A 20,862-nucleotide genomic window follows, 5' to 3' on the forward strand; every position below is an offset into this window, starting at 1 on the left:
AGGGATGGAGCCTCTTTCAAAAGAGGGGGGTTCATCCCTTGGTGTCATGCGTTCTTCGTTGCACCTTTGAGACCAATCTGATACACTTTGATTCTGTATGGGGAACAGTGAAGGGGGAGCCGGATGGAGATTAAGGACGCTCTCAAAGAATGGAAGAATGGAAAGTTCAGATCGGTATACGTGCTTTTCGGCAAGGATCGCTACCGAATGGAGCAATTTATCGAGATGCTGTCAGATGCGATGTTCACTGCCAACGAGAAGGAGATGGGCATAGCGCGCTACGATACGTCAGAGACGCCGGTTGAGGAGATTGTACTGGAGGCCGAGACAATTCCTTTCTTCGCTGCAAAAAAGCTGATTCTAGTGAGGGATACGTCGATCATGGCGGCTGGGGGCAAGGATCAGGCAAAGTCGGTAGAGCATCGTCCTGAGACCGTTTTACACTATATGGAGAATCCGATGGAAACGTCGGTTATCGTATTTGCTGTGTATGCGGATAAGCTTGACGAACGTCGCAAGCTCGTAAAGGCGTTGAAGGAAAGGGGAAGCATCGTCGCTTTTCCCGAGCTGGACGGTCCTCAGCTCGTACAGTGGATGGTGAAGCGGGCTGCACAGCAGGAAAGGAAGATGGTGTCCGATGCGGCAGAGTTGCTGCTGTCCCGAATTGGGCATCATATGCAGCAGCTCGCACAAGAAGTGGATAAGCTCTGTCTGCATGCGGGAATTGGCGGCGCCATTACGGAGGAACTGGTGAGAGACCTTACCTCGTCCACCGTAGAGGAGGACGTATTCGCACTCGTCGATGCAATCGCGGACATGTCCATCCAGCGTGCGCTTCCGCTATATCGCAATTTACTTATCAGGCGCGAGGAGCCGATCAAAATTGCGGCATTGATCGCAAGACAACTCCGAATTATGCTAGGTATTAAGGAGCTTGAAGGGCAGTATTCGCCACAGCAGATGGCAGGTCAACTGGGGCTCCATCCCTATGCGGTCAAGCTTGCAGCGGAGAAGGCCCGAAAGTATAATGTCAACCGTCTGAGTAAACTGCTCAGTTCTATTGCGGATCTAGATTATGCGATGAAGACGGGGCGAATTGACAAATCGCTAGGTATGGAGCTGTTTTTGTTGTCGTTGGGAACGGAGAAAGAGATGACGTTCGGCATATAGCCGGCAGCCGAAAAGCCCCCTGTACCGCCACAATACTGTGGCAGCAGGGGGCTTCTTGCTGCTGTCATATTAAGCTTGAGCAGACAGAGCGTTTACTTTTTTCGCAAGGCGCGATTTTTTGCGGGCAGCCGCATTTTTATGGATCAGGCCTTTTGTTACTGCTTTGTCCAGCTTCTTAGTCGCTACGATCAAAGCAGCTTTTGCTGCTTCTGCGTCAGCGCCAACGACGGCTTGGTCAGCAGATTTTACGGCCGAACGAAGCGCAGATCTTTGGGATGCATTCAGAGCGCGACGCTTCTCGCTCGTTTTCACGCGTTTAATAGCGGATTTGATGTTTGGCATGGAATTCACCTCCTACAGAATACTGTGCAAGTAAAACGTATCTCTTAAGCATTCGCTTCACTGTAAGTATAGATTCCTCGCATGCGAAAAATCTAGTCAACACAACTTAAAATATATTATCATGCACTGGACTAAAAAGCAAGAGGATAGCTCATCCCTTAGACATCCAACAAACGTATAAAAGATAGTTGTTCAACCTACTTCGCATGAAACAGGCAGCTCTGTAAACAATAAGCGTATGATCCAATGCGAAGGGGAGTTAACGCTATGAATAATAATGAGCTGGACTTGAAGCATTATGATGTCAGGACCGATCTTGCGCTTGAAGCGAAGGAGATGGCCGAAGGGGCCGGCGGCGGACCCATACCGGGTGTGCTGTCGGATGTGACGGAGGACAACGGTATCTCTATTACCCGCCTTCATGTACAGAATGAACAGGGATCCCAGGCGATTGGCAAAATTATCGGACAATACGTCACGTTGGAGGTACCCGGACTGCGGAGCGGAGATACCGGCTTGCAGGATCGGGTGGCCACACATTTGGCGAAGGAGTTCGAAGCCTTCTTGGAACGGCTGTCGATCAACAAACAATCGCGGGTGTTGATCGTCGGTTTGGGCAACTGGAACGTCACGCCGGATGCGCTGGGCCCGCTCGTTGTCGAGAATGTAATGGTAACCAGACATTTCTTCGAGTTGATGCCGGATCAGGTTGCGCCGGGCTATCGTTCTGTCAGTGCCGTTGCGCCGGGTGTATTGGGCATTACCGGCATTGAGTCCAGCGAGATCGTCCACGGCATTGTAGAGCAGTCGAAGCCTGATCTTGTCATTGCGATCGACGCGCTTGCCTCCAAGGCGCTGGAGCGGGTGAATACGACGATCCAGATTGCCGATACCGGGATCCATCCCGGTTCCGGCATCGGCAATAAGCGCAAGGGGCTGACGACCGACATATTGGGTGTCCCGGTTATCGCGATCGGCGTGCCGACGGTTGTCTATGCTTCCACAATTGTGAACAACGCCTTTCAAATGATGACGGAGCATCTGGAGCAGCAGAGAGGTGATACAGACAAAATATTCGGCTTAATGAACAAAATGGGTGACAATGAACGTCTGATGCTTGTAAAAGAAGTGCTGAATCCCATGGGGCACGATCTGCTCGTTACGCCGAAGGAAGTGGATCAGTTCATCGAAGATATCGCCAACATTATTGCCAGCGGCCTGAACGCCGCTTTGCATGAAGCTGTCGATACAGACAATGTGGCGGCATATACACATTAAGTGAATAACTCCCTTGGAGAAGGGGCAGTCCCGAAGGTCGTTGTTACATGACGACCGAAGGACGCCCTTTTTTCTATTCTTCTATTGTCTATATAGTTCTACCAGCTCTTTGTTCCTCATAGATTAATAGTAACTAGATTATGAGGTTTCGGAAAGGAGCGTTTTTCATCATGTTGAAGCAAAGTACGGTGCTAATGAAGAGCCTGGAGTGGAATGGCGGTAGAAAGCTGAAGGAAGTGCTTATAACGGGGAGGGCATTTGTCGTGCTTTCCCTTTGCTCTATGCTGTTTTTTATATTGATTGGCGTAGCGGGCATCATCTATGAGAAGTCATCCCAATCTTCCGTGCATTCTATGAAAGGCTTGGCAGCATCCGTATCAAGCGGTCTATTCGGGGACATGCTGGAGATGGAGGTGCCTGCTTTTCAAAGCGCCTTGCCCTCAGAAGCATTCTCGGGCAAGGAAGTCGGCATATTCCTGATGCGCTCCTTGACGGACTTGAATCCTGCCGAACCGCGAAGCATGCTTGCAGGCGAACTGCCGGGCATGAAGGGCAACGACGCTTTCCTCATTCGTAAGGGGAGCGGGACAGATACGGCGATTGGTCCGAAAGATCACGCGCCGTTCGCATATGATCCGCTTGAGGGGCTAGAAGAAGAGAATGGGACGGAACTGGTTTTTGGAGAGGATGGAGGCGACGAGCAGCCTGCATTCAGTGAAGATGCGGAAGAGGACAATGCCGTCCGGAATCCGTCCGAAAAGCCGACGACGGGGGGCAAGAAGATTGCTTTTATCTATCATTCGCATAATCGGGAATCTTGGTACCCGGAGCTTGATGGTGAAGCCAAGGATCCCAGCTCCAGAACGAAGAATATAACACTTGTCGGCAAGCGTCTGGCGGACAAGCTGGAGGAGAAGGGGATCGGCGCGATGGTGTCAGACGTGGATTATCCTACGTCGATAGCCGATTACCGGTGGGAGCTGAGTTATAAGTACTCCAAAAAGACGGTGAAGGAAGCGTTGGCGAGCAACGATGACCTGCTGTTTCTGTTCGACCTCCACCGCGACTCGCAGAAGAGGAAGTACACTACGGCCGAAATCGATGGAATAAGCTATGCGCAGGTCTACTTCGTCATTGGCCATAAAAACCCTGATTGGGAGAAAAATGAAGCCTTTGCATCCAAAATACACGAGGCGCTGGAGGCTGCATATCCTGGCATATCACGTGGCATCTGGGGGAAAACGGCGGCGACGGGCAATGGCGAATACAACCAGTCGCTTGCGTCAGAAAGTGTGTTGATTGAGATTGGCGGCGTGGACAATACTTTGGAGGAATCTTACCGGACGGCGGATGCGTTAGCAAAGGTCATAGCAGACATATACTGGGAGGATGCAAAAGTAACTGGAGGAGAGGGTGGCGGCGATGAGGCGTAATCGGTGGAAATGGATTGGCTTCGGGGTAGCGCTCGCATTCCTAATCATTTACGGCATTGAGCTGTCGACGACGGGTATTGAGCGGATCCATGGTCCGCTTGCAGAGGAGGATAGAACGTACATTCAATATAAGGAAGAGGTAACATCCACTTCCGATGAACGCAAACTTGAGGATCGGATTGAGGAACTGGAGAGAGATCTCGAATACTTAAAGAGGGGTGGTCGTATGCCAGTAGATGCGAATTCCCGGTGGCCAGGACTGCCTTATGAGTCGGACGAGCCGGTCGTCAACAGACTTGCGGATTCCACCTCCGAACTGCTGGAGAATGCTTCAAGCTCCGGTATTCGCTTCATTGCATCGTTATTCAACGGATTATTTGACTGACGTGCATTGCTGTCCTCCTTCCTTATTGTTATAATAGGAAGAATGATTGAATTTCATGGAATGTGTGGGGGATAGGCATGACAGATGTTCGTGACCGGCAAAAGAAAATAAGGAATTTTTCCATCATTGCGCATATTGATCACGGGAAGTCAACATTGGCTGACCGGATATTGGAGTATACGGGCGCTCTTACATCCCGTGAAATGCAAGCTCAAGTACTGGATAAGATGGACTTGGAAAGAGAACGCGGCATTACGATTAAGTTGCAAGCTGTTCGACTTTCCTATAGGGCGGATGACGGTGAGGAATACTTGCTTAACCTCATTGATACGCCGGGGCACGTCGATTTTACGTATGAAGTGTCTCGCAGCTTGGCTGCGTGTGAAGGCGCGCTGCTTGTCGTCGACTCGGCGCAAGGCATCGAGGCACAAACGCTGGCTAATGTATACTTGGCACTGGATAATAATCTGGAGATACTGCCCGTCATCAATAAGATCGACTTGCCAAGCGCTGAGCCTGAACGAGTGAAGGGCGAGATTGAAGATGTGATCGGACTGGACGCCAGCGAGGCTGTGTTGGCTTCCGCCAAGGCGGGTATCGGCATTAAGGAAATTCTGGAGCAAGTTGTCCAGAAGGTGCCGGCGCCTATCGGCGATCCGGATCAACCGCTCAAAGCGCTTATATTCGACTCGCATTACGATGCGTATAAGGGTGTAATTGTCTATGTCCGTGTAGTAGATGGAAGCATCTCCGCAGGGAAGAAGATTCGATTCATGGCCACAGGCGCAGAGTTCGAGGTGATCGAAGTGGGAGCGTTCAAGCCTAGAATGACGATCGTGGACGAGCTTGCAGTGGGCGATGTCGGATTCGTCATCGCGGGCATCAAGAACGTGAAGGATACGCGAGTAGGCGATACCATCACGGACGCGAAGCGTCAAGCGCCTGAGCCTCTGCCGGGCTATCGACGCATCAATCCGATGGTGTTCTGCGGCCTCTATCCTATCGATTCGCAGGACTATAACGATCTGCGGGATGCGCTGGAGAAGCTGGAGCTTAACGACGCTTCGCTCACGTATGAGCCTGAATCTTCAACGGCGCTCGGCTTCGGCTTCCGCTGCGGCTTCCTGGGTCTGCTTCATATGGAGATTATTCAAGAGCGTATCGAGCGCGAATTCAATATTCCGCTCATTACGACAGCGCCAAGCGTCATCTACAAGGTAACCTTGACGAGCGGCGAGACGATTCAGATCGACAATCCGTCGAATTATCCGGAAGCGGGCAAGCTGGAAGCCGTCGAAGAGCCCTACGTGAAGGCGAGTATCATTGTACCGAACGATTATGTGGGCGCCATTATGGAGCTGTGCCAGAACAAGCGCGGCGAATTCATCAACATGGAGTATCTTGATGCGAATCGGGTTACGATTATCTATCAGATTCCGCTGTCGGAGATCGTATACGACTTCTTCGACCAATTGAAATCCAATACGAAGGGCTACGCTTCGTTCGATTATGAACTTACTGGTTATCGCAAGTCCAATCTGGTGAAGATGGACATCATGCTGAACGGCGAGCAGGTTGACGCCTTGTCCGTCATCGTTCACCGTGACCGCGCATACCATCGCGGACGCGCCATATGCGAGAAGCTTCGCAGCCTTATTCCGCGTCAGATGTTCGAGGTGCCGGTTCAGGCCTCTATCGGCACGAAGGTTATCGCGCGTGAGACCGTGAAGGCAATGCGCAAGAATGTTCTTGCCAAGTGCTATGGCGGCGACATCAGCCGCAAGCGCAAGCTGTTGGAGAAGCAGAAGGAAGGCAAGAAGCGGATGAAGCAGGTCGGAAGCGTAGAAGTTCCGCAAGAAGCTTTCATGGCTGTGCTCAAAATCGACGAAGATTAGAAATGTTAGTAAGAGAGAGCATTCTGCTCTCTCTTTTTCGGAATTTACAAGAACATGCGTTTGTATTATGGGGCAGTTTCTGCCGGTTTTGGAGGTTGGCAATGATTCATCTAATAGCGCCGCGAGCGTTGTACATTCACATCCCTTTCTGCACGAACAAATGTCATTATTGCGATTTTACGTCTTACGTATTGCGGGGACAGCCGGTCGATCAATACCTGGATGCGCTTGAGGAGGAAATGAAGCATACTGTGGACCAGCTTCCCCCTGAAGGCATAGATACCGTATTCGTCGGCGGAGGCACGCCAACCGTGCTGACGCCTCCGCAGATGGCAAGATTTCTTCAATCTGTTCGGGACTACTTCCCGCTAACAGATGGCGCTGAATTCTCAATGGAGGCTAATCCCGGAACGACGGACAAGGAGAAGCTGGCGGCCATGCGCGAAGGAGGCGTCAACCGGATCAGCTTCGGTGTTCAATCGTTCGATAATGGCTTGCTGGAGAGAATCGGCCGCATTCATAATGTTGATGACGTCTATCGAAGCATAGAGAATGCGAGAGCGGTCGGCTTCCGTAATTTATCCATCGATCTGATGTTCGGCTTACCGGGGCAGACGTTGGGGCAGCTGTCGGACAGCGTAGAGCGCGCGATGGCCTTGGAACTGCCGCATTATTCACTCTACAGCTTGAAGGTAGAGGAGAATACGCTGTTCCACAAGCTCTATGAGCGCAATGAGCTTCCTCTTCCTCCCGAAGAAGAGGAGTACAATATGTTCATGTTGTTGATGGAGAAGTTGAAGGACGGCGGATTCCGTCATTACGAGATCAGCAATTTCGCAAAGGAAGGCTACGAGAGCAGGCATAATTGTACGTACTGGCGCAATGAGCCTTATTACGGGCTGGGAGCGGGGGCGCACGGTTATGCTCGTGGCTGGAGGCATGTGAATGTGAAAGGAATTCAGCCCTATATAGATAAGGCTGCTGTGGGATTGCCGCTGCTGGAGCGCCATGAGGTAAGCGAAGCGGAAGCGATGGAGGATTTCATGATGGTGGGGCTTCGTCTGCTGGAAGGTGTGAGAAGCTCTTCCTTCAAGAAGCAATTCCCTGCCGCCGATCTGAAGGAACGGTTTGGTCCTGTGCTGGAGAAGCTGATCGTAGACGGTCTGCTGGAGCAATTTGCGGAAGGCGCTGATACCGGGTATCGTCTGACGAAGCGAGGCGTCTTGCTGGGCAATGAAGTTTTTGGAGCCTTTTTGCAGGCATGACCGCAAAATCATCTTGAGAAAACATTCGTGTTAGTGTATATTTATTCATATTACTTAATATGAATGCTTGCGCGGAGGTGAGGCAGCTATGCAAACGGTGCAAGTCGTATGCCGGAAGGCGACGGCGGACGATGTGGAAAACCTATTTCAATTAATTCAAAGCTACGCTGAACAGGGGGTTATGCTGCCTCGCTCCCGCGAAGCTTTGCACAGAAGCATCGATACATTTTATGTGGCGGAGCTGGAAGGAAAGATCGTCGGTTGCGGTTCGTTAACGCGGCTCGGTGAAGAACTTGTGGAAATTAGATCGCTTGGCATTTTGGAGAGCTATAAGTCACTCGGTATCGGGAGCATGCTTGTCGATTCTTTGATCAAGGAAGCGCAGGAGCAGAAAATTGCAAAAATTATGGCTCTGACCTATGCGGTCCCGTTTTTCGAAAGGAACGGCTTTCAGGTCGTGAACAAGGAAATCTTTCCCGAAAAAGTGTGGACGGATTGCGTCCATTGTCCCAAGCGACATGCATGCGACGAAATCGCCGTATTGAAGAACATATAAGATGATATTGTTGGCTGAAAAATACCAAACCGACTTGACAATGATCAAGTCGGTTTGGTATTTTTGTAATAGCGATTAGCACTCTTGAGAGATGAGTGCTAACATTGTCGGTACGCACTACATCATGTATGGAGGGGATCACGATGCTAACTGATCGACAACGAATGATTCTGAGCGCAATTGTAGATGACTATATACGTTCTGCTGAGCCGGTTGGATCACGAAGTATCTCCAAACGGGGAGATGTCGCATACAGTCCCGCTACCATACGTAATGAAATGGCCGACCTGGAGGAGCTGGGGTATCTGGAGCAGCCTCATACGTCTGCTGGGCGCGTACCCTCGACAAAAGGATATCGCTATTATGTAGACCATTTATTAAGAATCAATGAATTGAACGATCAGGAATTAAAGCTGATGCGTTCTCATGTCACCGACAAGCTCAGTCAGATGGAGCAAGTTATTCAGCATACTGCGTTGGTCTTGTCCAATTTGACGAATTACACATCGATCTTGCTTGGGCCGGAGCTGTTCAGCAATACGCTGCGTCATTTCAGCCTCGTACCACTGGATGCCAGATCCGCTGTCATCATTATGGTCACCAATACAGGCCATGTGGAGAACAGATCTATCACCATTCCTGATGGCGTGAATATGGATGACATGGAGAAGGTTGTTAACATATTGAACGCCAAGCTTGTCGGTGTTCCGCTAATACGTCTGAAGTCCAAATTGCACAGCGAGGTTGCATACGAGCTGGAGCGACATGTGGATCACTTCGAAGAACTGTTATACGTGCTGGACAATGCGATGAAGAAAGGCGACGAGCATCGCGTCTACTTGAGCGGGGCTACGAACATGTTGACTCAGCCCGAATTCAAGGATGTCGATAAGGTGAAGACCATTCTCGACTTGCTGGATGAGACTCCGACGATTATGAAGCTGTTCTCCACATTGCCCGAAGGCATACAAGTGCGTATTGGTACAGAGAATGATCATAAGGCGATTAACGACTGTAGTCTGATTACGGCAACTTATGCCATTGATGGACAAGTGCTAGGCACATTGGGCATACTGGGACCGACGCGAATGGAATATGGGAAGGTCATCAGCGTGTTGAACTATCTGTCGAAAGATATGGGATTGTTGATGAGCAGATGGTATAAATAAGTCATGTTAAGGAGGTGATAAGGTGAGTACGAAGGAGCAACATCAAGAAGGCACGGAGGCGGCTGCAGAGGAAGTGAAAGTTACTGAAGCCGAGGAAATGTCCGGGGAAGCTGTTCAACAGGAAGATGAGCAAGTGGATGAAGCGGATGTTCGTTACGTTGAGCTTCAGAAGCAAGTCGAGGACAATCATCAAAAATACTTAAGAGCACAGGCGGACTTCGACAACTTCCGGCGTCGAACGATGCGTGAGAAGGAAGAGCTGGGCAAATACGCTTCCATGAAGCTGATCACCGAGCTGTTGCCGACGGTTGATAATTTCGATCGGGCGATGGCCGCCACTTCCGAGAACGGCGATTACGAATCATTGGCGAAAGGTATTGACATGATTTTCCGCCAACTGATGCAAACGTTGGAGCAGGAAGGATTGAAAGGAATGAATGCGGTAGGCGAGCCTTTCAATCCTGAATTCCATCAAGCGATTATGCAGGTGGAGTCCGATGAGTACGAGGAAGGAATCGTTGTCGAGGAAGTGCAGAAGGGCTATATGCTGAAGGATAAAGTTCTGCGCCCTGCAATGGTAAAAGTTAGCGGTTAATCTCGCTATTGTATATACACTGACATCAAATTGTATGATTGAAGGAGGAGCACGAGCAATGAGTAAAGTGATTGGCATTGACTTAGGAACGACAAACTCTTGCGTCGCGGTAATGGAAGGCGGAGAGGCAGTAGTAGTGCCTAACCCGGAGGGCAACCGTACGACGCCATCCGTAGTTGGCTTCAAAAAGGACGGCGAGCGCGTCGTCGGCGAGACGGCCAAACGTCAAGCGATTACCAACCCGGACCGCACCATTATCTCCATTAAGCGTCACATGGGTACGAATCATAAAGAAAAAATCGACGATAAAGAGTATACGCCGCAGGAAATCTCGGCAATGATTCTGCAGAAGCTGAAATCGGATGCCGAGGCTTATCTGGGCCAACCCGTTACTCAGGCAGTAATTACCGTTCCGGCTTACTTCAACGACAGCCAACGCCAGGCGACGAAGGATGCCGGCAAAATTGCAGGCCTTGAAGTGCTGCGAATTGTGAACGAACCGACAGCAGCCGCTCTTGCTTACGGTATGGAGAAGGCGGAGGACCAAACGATTCTCGTGTATGACCTTGGCGGCGGCACTTTCGACGTATCCATCCTTGAGTTGGGCGACGGATTCTTCGAAGTAAAAGCGACTAGCGGCGACAATATGCTGGGCGGCGACGACTTCGACCAAGTTGTAATTGACCATATGGTTGCCGAGTTCAAAAAAGAGCAAGGTATCGACCTGTCCAAAGACAAGGCGGCGGTACAGCGTCTGAAGGATGCAGCTGAAAAAGCGAAGAAAGAGCTGTCTGGCGTCGTATCGACTTCGATCTCCCTGCCGTTCATTACGATGGCTGATGGAGTGCCACAGCACTTGGAGATGAACTTGACGCGGGCGAAGTTCGAAGAGTTGTCGGCGGAACTGGTGGAGCGTACGCTTGGACCGACAAGACAAGCGCTTAGCGACGCGGGATTGGCTGCCAGCGATATCGACAAGATCGTCCTAGTCGGCGGCTCTACCCGTATTCCTGCCGTTCAGGAAGCTGTCAAGAAGCTGACTGGCAAGGATCCGCATAAAGGCGTGAATCCGGACGAGGTTGTAGCGCTTGGCGCTGCCGTACAAGCGGGAGTCTTGACGGGTGACGTGAAGGATGTCGTCTTACTGGACGTAACACCTCTATCGCTCGGCATTGAGACAGCGGGCGGCGTATTCACGAAGATGATCGATCGCAATACGACGATTCCGACAAGCAAGTCGCAAGTCTTCTCTACCTACGCAGACAACCAGCCAGGTGTTGAAATTCACGTTCTTCAAGGGGAACGCTCCATGGCTGCGGGTAACAAGACACTTGGCCGATTCACGCTGAGTGACATTCCGCCAGCGCCGCGTGGCGTACCGCAGATCGAAGTTACATTCGACATCGATGCCAACGGTATTGTCAATGTATCCGCTCTGGACAAAGGCACAGGCAAGAGCCAGAAGATTACGATTACTTCTTCCAGCGGCCTGAGCGATGAAGAAATCGAAAAAATGATGAAAGATGCCGAGCTGCACGCTGATGAAGACAGCAAGCGTCGAGATTTGGTTGAAGCTAAAAATTCCGCCGACCAACTGGTCTACACAACGGAAAAAACGTTAAAGGACCTGGGCGACAAAGTGGACGCATCTGAAATCGAGAAAGCAAACGCAGCGAAAGAAAAAGTGACAGCTGCCATTGCGACCGACGATCTGGAGCAAATCAAAACGGCTACCGAAGAGCTGACGGAAATCGTTCAGCAATTGTCCGTGAAGCTGTATGAAAGTGCGGCAGCTGATGCGGAGGCTTCCGGAGCAAGTGCGGGCGCTCAAGAGAGCTCCGATGGAAAAAAAGGAAAAGATAACGTCGTAGACGCTGACTACGAGGTCGTTGACGACAAGTAATAGATGCTGTTACCGGCGAGAGGTCAAAGACAGGCGTTTCCTGGCTTTGACCTCCTTTCATGTCAATAGGAATATGCAATTATAGCTTATGGTGAGGTGAGACAGACTAGATGGCGAACAAACGCGATTATTATGAAGTATTGGGTGTTGGTAAGGAAGCTTCCGACGATGACATCAAGAAAGCTTACCGAAAACTGGCACGGCAATATCATCCCGATGTGAACAAGGCTGCAGATGCCGAAGAGAAGTTCAAGGAAGTTAAGGAAGCCTACGATGTGCTCAGCGATGATAGCAAGCGATCGACATATGACCGGTTCGGTCATGTAGATCCCAATCAAGGGATGGGCGGTGCTGACGGAGCTGATTTCGGCGGATTCGGCGATATCTTCGACATGTTCTTCGGTGGGGGAGGCGGACGTCGCGATCCCAATGCCCCGCAGCGGGGCAACGACTTGCAATATACGATGACAATCGAGTTCAAGGAAGCTGTGTTCGGCAAAGAGACGGAAATTACGATACCGCGTACGGAATCTTGCGACACTTGTCACGGCTCCGGTGCGAAGGCGGGTACGAAACCGAAAACGTGCGGGACTTGTAACGGCTCCGGGCAGCAAGAGGTCGTTCAGAATACACCGTTCGGCAGAATGGTCAATCGCAGAACATGTTCTGCATGCGGAGGCAGCGGACGTGTCATTACCGACAAGTGCGGAACATGTCATGGCGCTGGTAAGGTGAAGAAGCAGCGTAGAATCAAAGTCAACATCCCAGCCGGCGTGGACGATGGCGCGCAAATTAGAATGTCCGGCGAAGGCGAGGGCGGATTGCGCGGCGGGCCTGCGGGTGACCTTTATATCGTACTGCGTGTGAAATCACATGATTTCTTCGAACGTGAAGGTGACGATATCTATTGTGAGGTTCCGTTATCGTTCGTCCAGGCGGCGCTTGGCGACGAGATCGAAATCCCGACCTTGACGGAAAAGGTGAAGCTGAAGATTCCTGCGGGCACGCAGACAGGCACTTACTTCAGATTGAAAGGTAAAGGTGTTCCGAAGCTTCGCGGTTACGGTACGGGAGACCAGCATGTGAAAGTGACGGTTGTAACGCCAACGAAGCTATCAGACGACCAGAAGGAGTTGCTTCGCCAGTTCGGCGGCTTGTCCGGCGAATCGACCAGCCAGCAAGATGAACATCATGAATCAATATTTGATCGTATGAAGAAAGCGTTCCGCGGTGAATAACCCGGAGCGCTTTCTTTTTTTGTTATGTGAATGGCTAGTAGGGCGTTTGTGCACAATACGATTGAAGCAGTAAGTTAATTTAAGCAAGAACGGTTATAGGGAATATACCAAAGAAAGCGGGTAGTCAATATGGAAGGCAACAAAAACAATAGGAAGACGAATGCGAACGACATGGAGAATATTAACTTCGCGCAACTGCCGATTGCAAAAAATGAAGATGTAGAGTTTTCTGAAGAGGCGGCAGATAATGCGGATCGCATCGCTCAACAGCGAGCGAATGCGGCAGACCGGAGAGCGCAGGGGGAGCAATAGGTGAGCGGCATTCAAATCAAAGCAGCGTTCGTCAATGATTCCACAGCGCATGAAGCAGCCAGAAAGCTGCAAGCATTAAGGGCGCTAGAAGTGGGCGAGCTTCAGCAAGGCGGTATGTTAACAGCGACCGTGGACGATTCAGTTGCCGATCGGGCCAGGTATTTGATTCAACAGATTGGTGGAAATATTGAATCCATGGAATAAACAAGTTCGGTGTCGGTATAAATGAAGTGCATTCAGGTAAGGAGCATGCTCGCTATAATGAGCGTGCTCCTTATTTTGTAATTTGAGGTGTCTCTAGTGTACAATAGAGGGTGGGTTTCAATGATTATGGGGGGCACGAAAGATGAAATGGCATGAACTTACAATCGGGACGACAGAAGAAGCAGTGGAGATGATTTCGAATTTCTTGCATGAGCTTGGTGCCGGCGGTGTTGCGATCGAAGAATCCGGGACGCTTAACAAGCCAAGAGATACGTCTCTTGGGCAATGGTACGAGCTCCCGCTTAACGATATTCCGGAAGGACATGCGGTTATGAAAGGGTATTTCGCAGAAGGGACAGATATGGAAGCTCTGCTGTGTCAGTTAAAGCCTCGGGTGGAGCAACTGCGAGAATTCGACATCGACACAGGAGACGTTTCCTATGAGAGCCTGCTTGTCGACGATGAGGATTGGGCGAATGCGTGGAAGCAATATTTCAAACCGGTAAAAATTACGGATACGCTTACGATTAAACCGACTTGGGAGGCATATGAAGCGGCTGATCATGAGCGTATTATCGAGCTTGATCCCGGGATGGCATTCGGTACAGGCACACATCCAACGACTTCCCTTTGTCTTCGTGCATTGGAATCCGTCGTTAAGGGCGGAGAAGTCGTAATCGACGTAGGAACGGGATCCGGTATATTAGCCATTGGTGCATGCAAGCTAGGCGCTGGCAAAGTGCTTGCGCTGGATCTTGATCCCGTTGCCGTATCCAGTGCGACCGAGAACGTGAGCTTGAACGGATTGTCGGATCAAGTCGAAGTAAGGCTTAGCGATCTGCTGGGTGTATTGCGTGAAGGAGATCGGGAGGGAACGGCTTCCGTTACGAACATACAGACGCCAGTCGATCTGGTTGTGGCGAATATTTTGGCCGAGATTATTCTGCTGTTCGTGGAAGATGTGTATGAAGCGTTGAAGTCGGGAGGGACATATATTGCTTCCGGCATCTATAAGAATAAGGAACAAGATGTGGAGGAGGGCCTTAAGAAAGCAGGCTTCCATATCGTGGAGAAACAACGCGATGAAGATTGGCTTGCATTCGTCGCGAGAAAGCCGTAGGTGATCGTATGGAAGCGTTGGAAAGGTTTTTATGGTACCCGTTGGAGGATTTGCCTTTTATTGCGCTGGTTTTAATTATCGCGTTTACTATTCATGAATTCGCGCATGCCTATAGCGCGTATAAATTCGGTGATGATACGGCTTATAAGGAAGGGCGAGTAACGCTGAATCCAGTTGTGCATCTGGATGTACTGGGAACCGCGTTGCTGCTAATTGCCGGATTTGGCTGGGCCAAGCCGGTTCCCGTCAATCCATCCCGCTTCAAAAACCGGAAATTGATGGGTGTAATCGTCTCGGCGGTCGGCCCATTGAGCAATCTTGTGATCGCCGTGGTCGGAATGTTTATTCTCTATTTGTTGGATGCGACAGGCTTGCTCCATGCAGGCGCGCAAGGCGTGTATTTGGCTCTTATTCATTTCTTTTATTACTTGATTTCTATTAACTTGTTGCTGTTTATTTTTAATCTCATACCACTGCCTCCCCTTGACGGTTATCGAATCGTATCGGATCTGCTTCCGCTTCGTATTCGTTACAAGATGGAGCAGCACATTCATTGGGGTATGATCATCTTTTTGCTAATGGTGTTTATACCGCCGCTCCGCCAATTGACGTTAACGCCGATTTTGGGATTGAGCGGGGATATATTCTGGAGTCTAGTCGATACCTTCAACGGTATATTCGGACCGATGAATTGGCCGGAGATAGCCATAGATTTAGAAGCTTAACCATGCTATGATGAACAATGGAATTGACACGTAAGGGTGGTTGACTTTCGGTGCAGAGATATTTTGTAACACCGCAGCAGGTTCAGGAGGGCACGTTCATCATAACGGGCGACGACGCCCGACATATCGTTAAAGTGATGAGAATGAAGCCTGACGATAAAATATACGTAAGCGATGGCCAGTCGAAATCCGGCATAGCCGTCATACGAGAGATAGGCGCAGATTCCGTGCAAGTCGAGCTGGAGGAGTTGCTGGACAGAAGCAGCGAGCCGGCTTGGTCGGTTACGATTGCGCAAAGTTTGCCTAAGGGCGACAAGATGGAGCTGATCATACAGAAGGGAACGGAGATCGGAGCTTGCGCTTTCGCCCCGTTCCAATCGGAGCGGATGATCGTGCAGTACGATGCTCGCAAGGAAGCGAAGCGGCTGGAGCGATGGGGCAAGATCGCGAAGGAAGCCGCCGAGCAATGTCATCGCGACCGCATACCCGTCATTGAAGGGGTGCGAAGCTGGAAGGAGCTGCTCCAGTTGATCGGCAGCTTCGATCTGGCTTTGTTTTGTTATGAGGAGGAAGGAAGAGAGGATGGAGGACTCGGCTTGCGCTCAGCGCTGCAACATTGGTTAACGGCCGGCGTGCGGCAAGCGGACAAGCCGTCCATTCTACTTATAGCAGGTCCCGAAGGCGGCTTTACGAAGAAGGAAGCAGCTGAAGCGGAGCAAGCCGGCGCCAGGCTGGTAGGACTTGGCAGCCGAATATTGCGCGCAGAGACAGCGGGCATTGTCGGATTGACTTGTTTAATGTACGAATCTGGAGAAATGGGAGGAGCGTGACTGCTATGCCAACGGTCGCATTTTATACACTGGGATGCAAGGTTAACTTTTACGATACTGAGGCCATCTGGCAGCTGTTCAAAAATGAAGGATACGAGCAGGTTGACTTCGAAACGACCGCCGATGTCTATCTGATCAATACATGCACGGTAACCAATACGGGAGACAAGAAGAGCCGTCAAATTATTCGTCGGGCTGTGCGCCGCAATCCGGATGCTATAATCGCCGTGACGGGCTGTTATGCCCAGACGTCTCCGGCAGAGATTATGGCGATCGAAGGCGTCGATCTTGTCATCGGAACTCAGGATCGGGATAAGATCATGGATTTCGTCAGGCAAATTCAACGCGACCGCCAGCCGGTCAATGCGGTGCGCAACATTATGAAGACGCGTAGCTTCGAGGAATTGGATGTGCCAGACTTCTCCGAACGGACACGCGCATTCCTGAAAATCCAAGAAGGCTGTAACAACTTCTGCACGTTCTGTATTATTCCATGGTCAAGAGGGCTGTCACGCAGCCGCGATCCCAAGAGTGTCATCCAGCAGGCGAAGGAGCTCGTCGCGTCGGGTTATAAGGAAATCGTTCTAACCGGGATTCATACCGGCGGCTATGGTGACGATATGGAAAACTATAATCTAACCAGCTTGCTGTGGGATCTGGACAAGGTGGAAGGGCTGGAGCGCATTCGCATCAGTTCCATCGAAGCGAGTCAAATCGACGAGGCGATGATCGAAGTGCTCAACCGATCCAGCAAGATGTGCCGCCATCTGCACATCCCGCTGCAAGCCGGCGACAATTCTGTGCTGAAGCGGATGCGACGCAAATATACAACTGAGCAATTTGCCGCCAAGATCAAGCTTCTACAGGCTGCGATGCCTGGCGTAGCGATTACGACGGACGTCATCGTCGGTTTTCCCGGCGAGACTGAAGAGATGTTCGAGGAAGGCTACAAGTTTATGGAGGAGCTTGGATTTGCGGAGATGCATGTATTCCCGTATTCCAAGCGTACGGGAACGCCGGCGGCGAGAATGGATGATCAGATCGACGAAGAATTGAAAAACGAGCGTGTACATCAGCTTATCGATCTGTCGGAACGGATGCAGCTCCAATATGCTGAGCGTTATGTGGATGAAGTGCTGGATGTTATCCCTGAACGCGAATATAAGGGGGCGGAAGGTACGGGCCTTATGATGGGCTACTCCGACAATTACTTGAACATCGTATTCGAAGGTTCTCCGGATATGATCGGCCAGTTATGCCGCGTGAAGGTGACGGAAGCCGGTGTGAACGAATGCCGCGGCAAGCTGCTCCGTGTGCTTGATTCCGGAATTCCGGTGAAGGACGCTGTAATTGGGGAAGATCACGCTCCGATGCGCCGCGAAGCGCTGGAAGCTTAGCGTTTGGACTGGTACGGAGATAAGAATAGCGCGAGGAACGAGCTATTGCCACCATCGGATGGCGATAGCCGTTTCTGCTTGTAAGCGAATATTCACAATGGGCAATATAAGGTAAAGACTGCAAGGGGGAAGGAGCATGAAGGAAATCTCGGCCGGCGGTGTGGTATTTCGCTACAACGAGCAAGGACAACTGCAAATCCAGCTTATACAGGATCGCTACGGCAAAGTATCGCTGCCGAAAGGGAAGATGGAGCCGGGGGAGACGGTGGAGGAGACCGCGCTGCGTGAAATTGCGGAAGAGACCGGGCTACAAGGTGAAATCGTTGCTCCTATCGATCAAATTAAATATCAATATGATCATTCCGGATGGGGAATGGTCAACAAAGAAGTTCATTACTATTTAGTAAAGGCGGTCGGCGGCAAGCATCAGGCTCAAGTGGATGAAATCAGAGGCGTCGACTGGTTCGACCCCATTGACGCGTGGCGCAGGCAGAAGCAGTCCGGCTATGAGAACAACGATCGCATATTGTCCGGAGCGTTAAAGCTGCTCGACATAGCGGTAGATTAGACAGTCTTCTGCAACTTCCGCCAGAATGGAAGATAGCAGACGGGCAGCGCCAGAAGGGAACAGGCGACATTGTAAATCGTCTGGGCGTGCGCGATAGCAGATGCGGGAGAATGGGACAGCCACTCTGCCGCTGAAGCGAGCTCTCCGGCAAGCGGTAGGAATAGAACCGCGCCGCCAGCGTTCAAGGCGAAGTGAGTCAGTGCGACGAGCTTACCGCCCCTGCTGCCGCCGATGGCGGCCAGCATCGCCGTAACGCAGGTGCCGATATTGGCGCCGAGAATAATCGATATGCCAATATCTAACGGCATCGCGCCAATTGTAGCGAAGCCCATGACAAGTCCGATTACCGCCGAGCTGCTATGTACGGCAGCCGTAATGACGGCGCCGGCTGCTACTCCCCAGAGCAGACTGTTCGATGAACGTGTCATGAACCAGTCGTACAGAGCGCTTTGTTCGAAGGCGGGGCCAATCGATTGCATGATAGATAGACCCGCCAGCAGCATGCCGAAGCCGCATACAGCAACGGCGGCTGATCGCATCGGCTCTAGCCAAGCCAATTCGCCTATTCTCGGCAGGCAGCGCATCTCCTTGAATAATGCCGTCAAGAGCCATGTTCCGAAAGAGCCGATCAGCAGCGGGACGGCAAGAGCGTGTATATTCATGCCGATCAGTTCGGTCGTAAGGCAGGTGCCGATATTCGTTCCAAGCACGATGCCGAGCGTACGTGGGAACGATAGCAGGCGCGCATTCACAAGACCAATCGTAATGACGGTGACGGCTGTGCTGCTCTGTAAAATCGCAGTTGAGACGGTTCCCATCGCAAGTCCGTGCAGCGGAGTGGCGGTCGAGCTGTGAAGTGCATCCAGTAAGCGGGGACCGGTTAGGCGGTGCAGCGCAAGCTCCATCAGCTTCATGCCGCATAGGAAGATGGCAAAACCCAATATGATTGGAATGATAATGGCATGAATCATAGCTGTACGCACCTGCCTTAAGGAAATACGAGTGAGTCTCGGCTATGTTCATTGTATGTTGTTACCAGGACATGCATGACAAGCCAAGGCATAATATTATGCAACAGAGAGGGAGAAGTGCCATTGAGCAAGATGGATAACAAGGTCGTATTGAACAAAACCCGTAAAAAAAGAATAGAGAACGGCCATCCCTGGGTGTTCGCATCCGAAGTCGGAGCCGTTGAAGGAAATCCCGCTCCGGGAGATTTGGTGCAAGTGGTATCGCATCAGGGACGCTATATGGCATCCGGATATTGGAATCCGGCTTCTCAAATCGCTGTGCGTATCGTTTCCTACGAACGGCTGGAGGAGATGGGGCGGGCGTTCTTCATGAATCGGTTCCGGCATTGTCTCGCTTACCGCAACCGCTTTGTGAAGAGTGCAGATTGCCGTCTAGTATATGGGGAAGCCGACTTCCTGCCGGGACTGACGGTGGATCGCTTCGGAGAAGTGCTCGTCGTTCAACTGCTTACGCTCGGCATGGACATGCGAAGAGACGACATTGTCAATGCGTTGGCGGAAGTATTCCAGCCGCAAGGGATATATGAACGCAGCGATGTCGGCGTCAGGAAGCTGGAAGGACTGGAGGAGCGTACAGGTGTGCTGTACGGCGAATGCCCGTCCATTGTCGAGATAGAAGAGAACGGTCTGAAGATGGAAGTGGACATCGTGAACGGCCAGAAAACAGGCTACTTCTTCGACCAGCGTGAGAACCGTGCGGCAATCGCACAATTAATGACAGGCTGGGGGGAGCGGAGCGGCATCATACTTCAAGCACAGCCGGATGAGGAAGGCGGCAGCTTCGTTCCGGTGAACAGAAACGGCAAAGTCGTCACGTTCCCGTATTGGGACGGTGCGACGGTGCTGGAGTGCTTCGCTCATACCGGCAGCTTCACACTGCATGCTTGCCAATACGGCGCCAAACGGGTCACCTGTCTGGACGTATCTCAGCACGCGATCGAGACGGCGAGACGCAATGTAGAGCGCAACGGCTTCACCGACCGCGTCGAATTCGTCGTCGCCGATGCGTTCGACTACTTGCGATCCCAGGCAAAGGGACATGAGGAGCGGAAGCTAAGGGCCAGTGGTGAGGCGGATACGTCGAAGAAGCTGGAGCAGGAAGCGAGAAGCTGGGACGTGGTCATCTTGGACCCGCCCGCATTCGCCAAGACCAAGAACGCTGTCGCGGGAGCATGTCGAGGCTATAAAGATATTAACCTGCAAGGACTGAAGCTGGTTAATGAAGGGGGATATCTGGTGACAGCCAGCTGCTCCTATCATATGAAGCCGGAGTTGTTCCTGGAGACGATACAAGAAGCGGCTCGCGATGCAGGCAAGCTGCTGAGACTCGTAGAGTGGCGTGCGGCGGGCAAGGATCATCCGCAGCTGCTGGGCGTTCCGGAGGGACATTACTTGAAATTCGCCATATTCGAGGTAAGAAGCAAGGACGCTATATAGGCTATTAAG

At 51.3% G+C, this 20,862-nt stretch carries 21 protein-coding genes; 19 read left to right on the top strand and 2 right to left on the bottom strand.

Going from position 1 to position 20,862, the window contains the following annotated elements; genetic code table 11:
• Positions 1 to 123: 123 nt before the first annotated feature.
• A complete protein-coding gene (holA, locus tag ACFQ2I_RS04315) occupies positions 124 to 1,170 on the top strand; it encodes a DNA polymerase III subunit delta (RefSeq protein ID WP_377562406.1) in 1,047 nt (348 codons plus the stop codon).
• A 69-nt stretch (positions 1,171 to 1,239) separates the two neighbouring features.
• Here holA and rpsT read toward each other — a convergent pair whose 3' ends face one another.
• Positions 1,240 to 1,512, bottom strand: coding sequence for a 30S ribosomal protein S20 (gene rpsT / locus ACFQ2I_RS04320; protein WP_377562408.1), 273 nt, complete (start codon positions 1,510 to 1,512; stop codon positions 1,240 to 1,242).
• A 267-nt stretch (positions 1,513 to 1,779) separates the two neighbouring features.
• Here rpsT and gpr point away from each other — a divergent pair, with 267 nt between their 5' ends.
• The 17 genes from gpr to ACFQ2I_RS04405 all read left to right on the top strand — a co-directional run bounded on the left by gpr (position 1,780) and on the right by ACFQ2I_RS04405 (position 18,385).
• A complete protein-coding gene (gene gpr, locus ACFQ2I_RS04325) occupies positions 1,780 to 2,790 on the top strand; it encodes a GPR endopeptidase (RefSeq protein WP_377562409.1) in 1,011 nt (336 codons plus the stop codon).
• Positions 2,791 to 2,960: 170 nt separating this feature from the next.
• Positions 2,961 to 4,223, top strand: a complete 1,263-nt coding sequence (gene spoIIP / locus ACFQ2I_RS04330) for a stage II sporulation protein P (RefSeq protein WP_377562410.1) — start codon at positions 2,961 to 2,963, stop codon at positions 4,221 to 4,223.
• Positions 4,213 to 4,608, top strand: a complete 396-nt coding sequence (locus tag ACFQ2I_RS04335) for a hypothetical protein (protein ID WP_377562411.1) — start codon at positions 4,213 to 4,215, stop codon at positions 4,606 to 4,608. The genes spoIIP and ACFQ2I_RS04335 overlap by 11 nt, the downstream gene beginning before the upstream one ends.
• Before the next feature lie 77 nt (positions 4,609 to 4,685).
• Positions 4,686 to 6,503 (top strand): translation elongation factor 4, encoded by a 1,818-nt coding sequence (lepA, locus tag ACFQ2I_RS04340; protein WP_377562413.1) that lies wholly within the window; start codon positions 4,686 to 4,688, stop codon positions 6,501 to 6,503.
• Between the two features lie 101 nt (positions 6,504 to 6,604).
• Entirely contained in the window at positions 6,605 to 7,768 is a 1,164-nt protein-coding gene (hemW, locus tag ACFQ2I_RS04345; RefSeq protein ID WP_377562414.1) for a radical SAM family heme chaperone HemW, read from the top strand.
• Positions 7,769 to 7,856: 88 nt separating this feature from the next.
• A complete protein-coding gene (locus ACFQ2I_RS04350) occupies positions 7,857 to 8,324 on the top strand; it encodes an N-acetyltransferase (RefSeq protein WP_377562415.1) in 468 nt (155 codons plus the stop codon).
• A gap of 143 nt (positions 8,325 to 8,467) precedes the next feature.
• Positions 8,468 to 9,493 carry a heat-inducible transcriptional repressor HrcA gene (gene hrcA / locus ACFQ2I_RS04355; RefSeq protein WP_377562416.1) on the top strand — a complete coding sequence of 342 codons (1,026 nt, stop codon included), beginning with the start codon at positions 8,468 to 8,470 and terminating at the stop codon, positions 9,491 to 9,493.
• A gap of 22 nt (positions 9,494 to 9,515) precedes the next feature.
• Positions 9,516 to 10,088 carry a nucleotide exchange factor GrpE gene (grpE, locus tag ACFQ2I_RS04360; protein WP_377562417.1) on the top strand — a complete coding sequence of 191 codons (573 nt, stop codon included), beginning with the start codon at positions 9,516 to 9,518 and terminating at the stop codon, positions 10,086 to 10,088.
• Positions 10,089 to 10,146: 58 nt separating this feature from the next.
• Positions 10,147 to 11,991: a molecular chaperone DnaK gene (gene dnaK, locus ACFQ2I_RS04365; RefSeq protein ID WP_377562418.1), complete on the top strand. Its 1,845-nt coding sequence runs from the start codon at positions 10,147 to 10,149 to the stop codon at positions 11,989 to 11,991.
• A 110-nt stretch (positions 11,992 to 12,101) separates the two neighbouring features.
• Positions 12,102 to 13,229 carry a molecular chaperone DnaJ gene (gene dnaJ / locus ACFQ2I_RS04370; protein WP_377562419.1) on the top strand — a complete coding sequence of 376 codons (1,128 nt, stop codon included), beginning with the start codon at positions 12,102 to 12,104 and terminating at the stop codon, positions 13,227 to 13,229.
• 129 nt (positions 13,230 to 13,358) lie between these two features.
• Positions 13,359 to 13,541, top strand: a complete 183-nt coding sequence (locus tag ACFQ2I_RS04375; protein ID WP_377562421.1) for a YfhD family protein — start codon at positions 13,359 to 13,361, stop codon at positions 13,539 to 13,541.
• Positions 13,542 to 13,745, top strand: coding sequence for a hypothetical protein (locus ACFQ2I_RS04380; RefSeq protein ID WP_377562423.1), 204 nt, complete (start codon positions 13,542 to 13,544; stop codon positions 13,743 to 13,745).
• 142 nt (positions 13,746 to 13,887) lie between these two features.
• Complete coding sequence (prmA, locus tag ACFQ2I_RS04385) at positions 13,888 to 14,865, top strand: 50S ribosomal protein L11 methyltransferase (RefSeq protein WP_377562425.1); 978 nt, start codon at positions 13,888 to 13,890, stop codon at positions 14,863 to 14,865.
• A 17-nt stretch (positions 14,866 to 14,882) separates the two neighbouring features.
• Positions 14,883 to 15,590 carry a site-2 protease family protein gene (locus ACFQ2I_RS04390; RefSeq protein ID WP_377562968.1) on the top strand — a complete coding sequence of 236 codons (708 nt, stop codon included), beginning with the start codon at positions 14,883 to 14,885 and terminating at the stop codon, positions 15,588 to 15,590.
• Between the two features lie 50 nt (positions 15,591 to 15,640).
• Positions 15,641 to 16,420 (top strand): RsmE family RNA methyltransferase, encoded by a 780-nt coding sequence (locus tag ACFQ2I_RS04395; protein ID WP_377562427.1) that lies wholly within the window; start codon positions 15,641 to 15,643, stop codon positions 16,418 to 16,420.
• A 5-nt stretch (positions 16,421 to 16,425) separates the two neighbouring features.
• The gene (mtaB, locus tag ACFQ2I_RS04400) at positions 16,426 to 17,817 is read left to right on the top strand and encodes a tRNA (N(6)-L-threonylcarbamoyladenosine(37)-C(2))-methylthiotransferase MtaB (RefSeq protein WP_377562429.1); all 1,392 of its coding nucleotides are present in this window, start codon (positions 16,426 to 16,428) and stop codon (positions 17,815 to 17,817) included.
• A 136-nt stretch (positions 17,818 to 17,953) separates the two neighbouring features.
• On the top strand, positions 17,954 to 18,385 hold the full coding sequence (locus tag ACFQ2I_RS04405; RefSeq protein ID WP_377562431.1) for an NUDIX hydrolase: 432 nt from the start codon (positions 17,954 to 17,956) through the stop codon (positions 18,383 to 18,385).
• Here the strand turns inward: ACFQ2I_RS04405 and ACFQ2I_RS04410 are convergent.
• Positions 18,382 to 19,356, bottom strand: a complete 975-nt coding sequence (locus ACFQ2I_RS04410; protein ID WP_377562433.1) for a Na/Pi cotransporter family protein — start codon at positions 19,354 to 19,356, stop codon at positions 18,382 to 18,384. The two genes, ACFQ2I_RS04405 and ACFQ2I_RS04410, sit on opposite strands and share 4 nt — an antisense overlap.
• Positions 19,357 to 19,488: 132 nt before the next feature.
• Here ACFQ2I_RS04410 and ACFQ2I_RS04415 point away from each other — a divergent pair, with 132 nt between their 5' ends.
• Positions 19,489 to 20,853, top strand: a complete 1,365-nt coding sequence (locus tag ACFQ2I_RS04415; RefSeq protein ID WP_377562970.1) for a class I SAM-dependent rRNA methyltransferase — start codon at positions 19,489 to 19,491, stop codon at positions 20,851 to 20,853.
• The last annotated feature ends 9 nt before the right edge of the window (positions 20,854 to 20,862 follow it).

This window comes from Paenibacillus chungangensis (assembly GCF_042675905.1).
GTDB lineage: Bacteria > Bacillota > Bacilli > Paenibacillales > Paenibacillaceae > Pristimantibacillus > Pristimantibacillus chungangensis.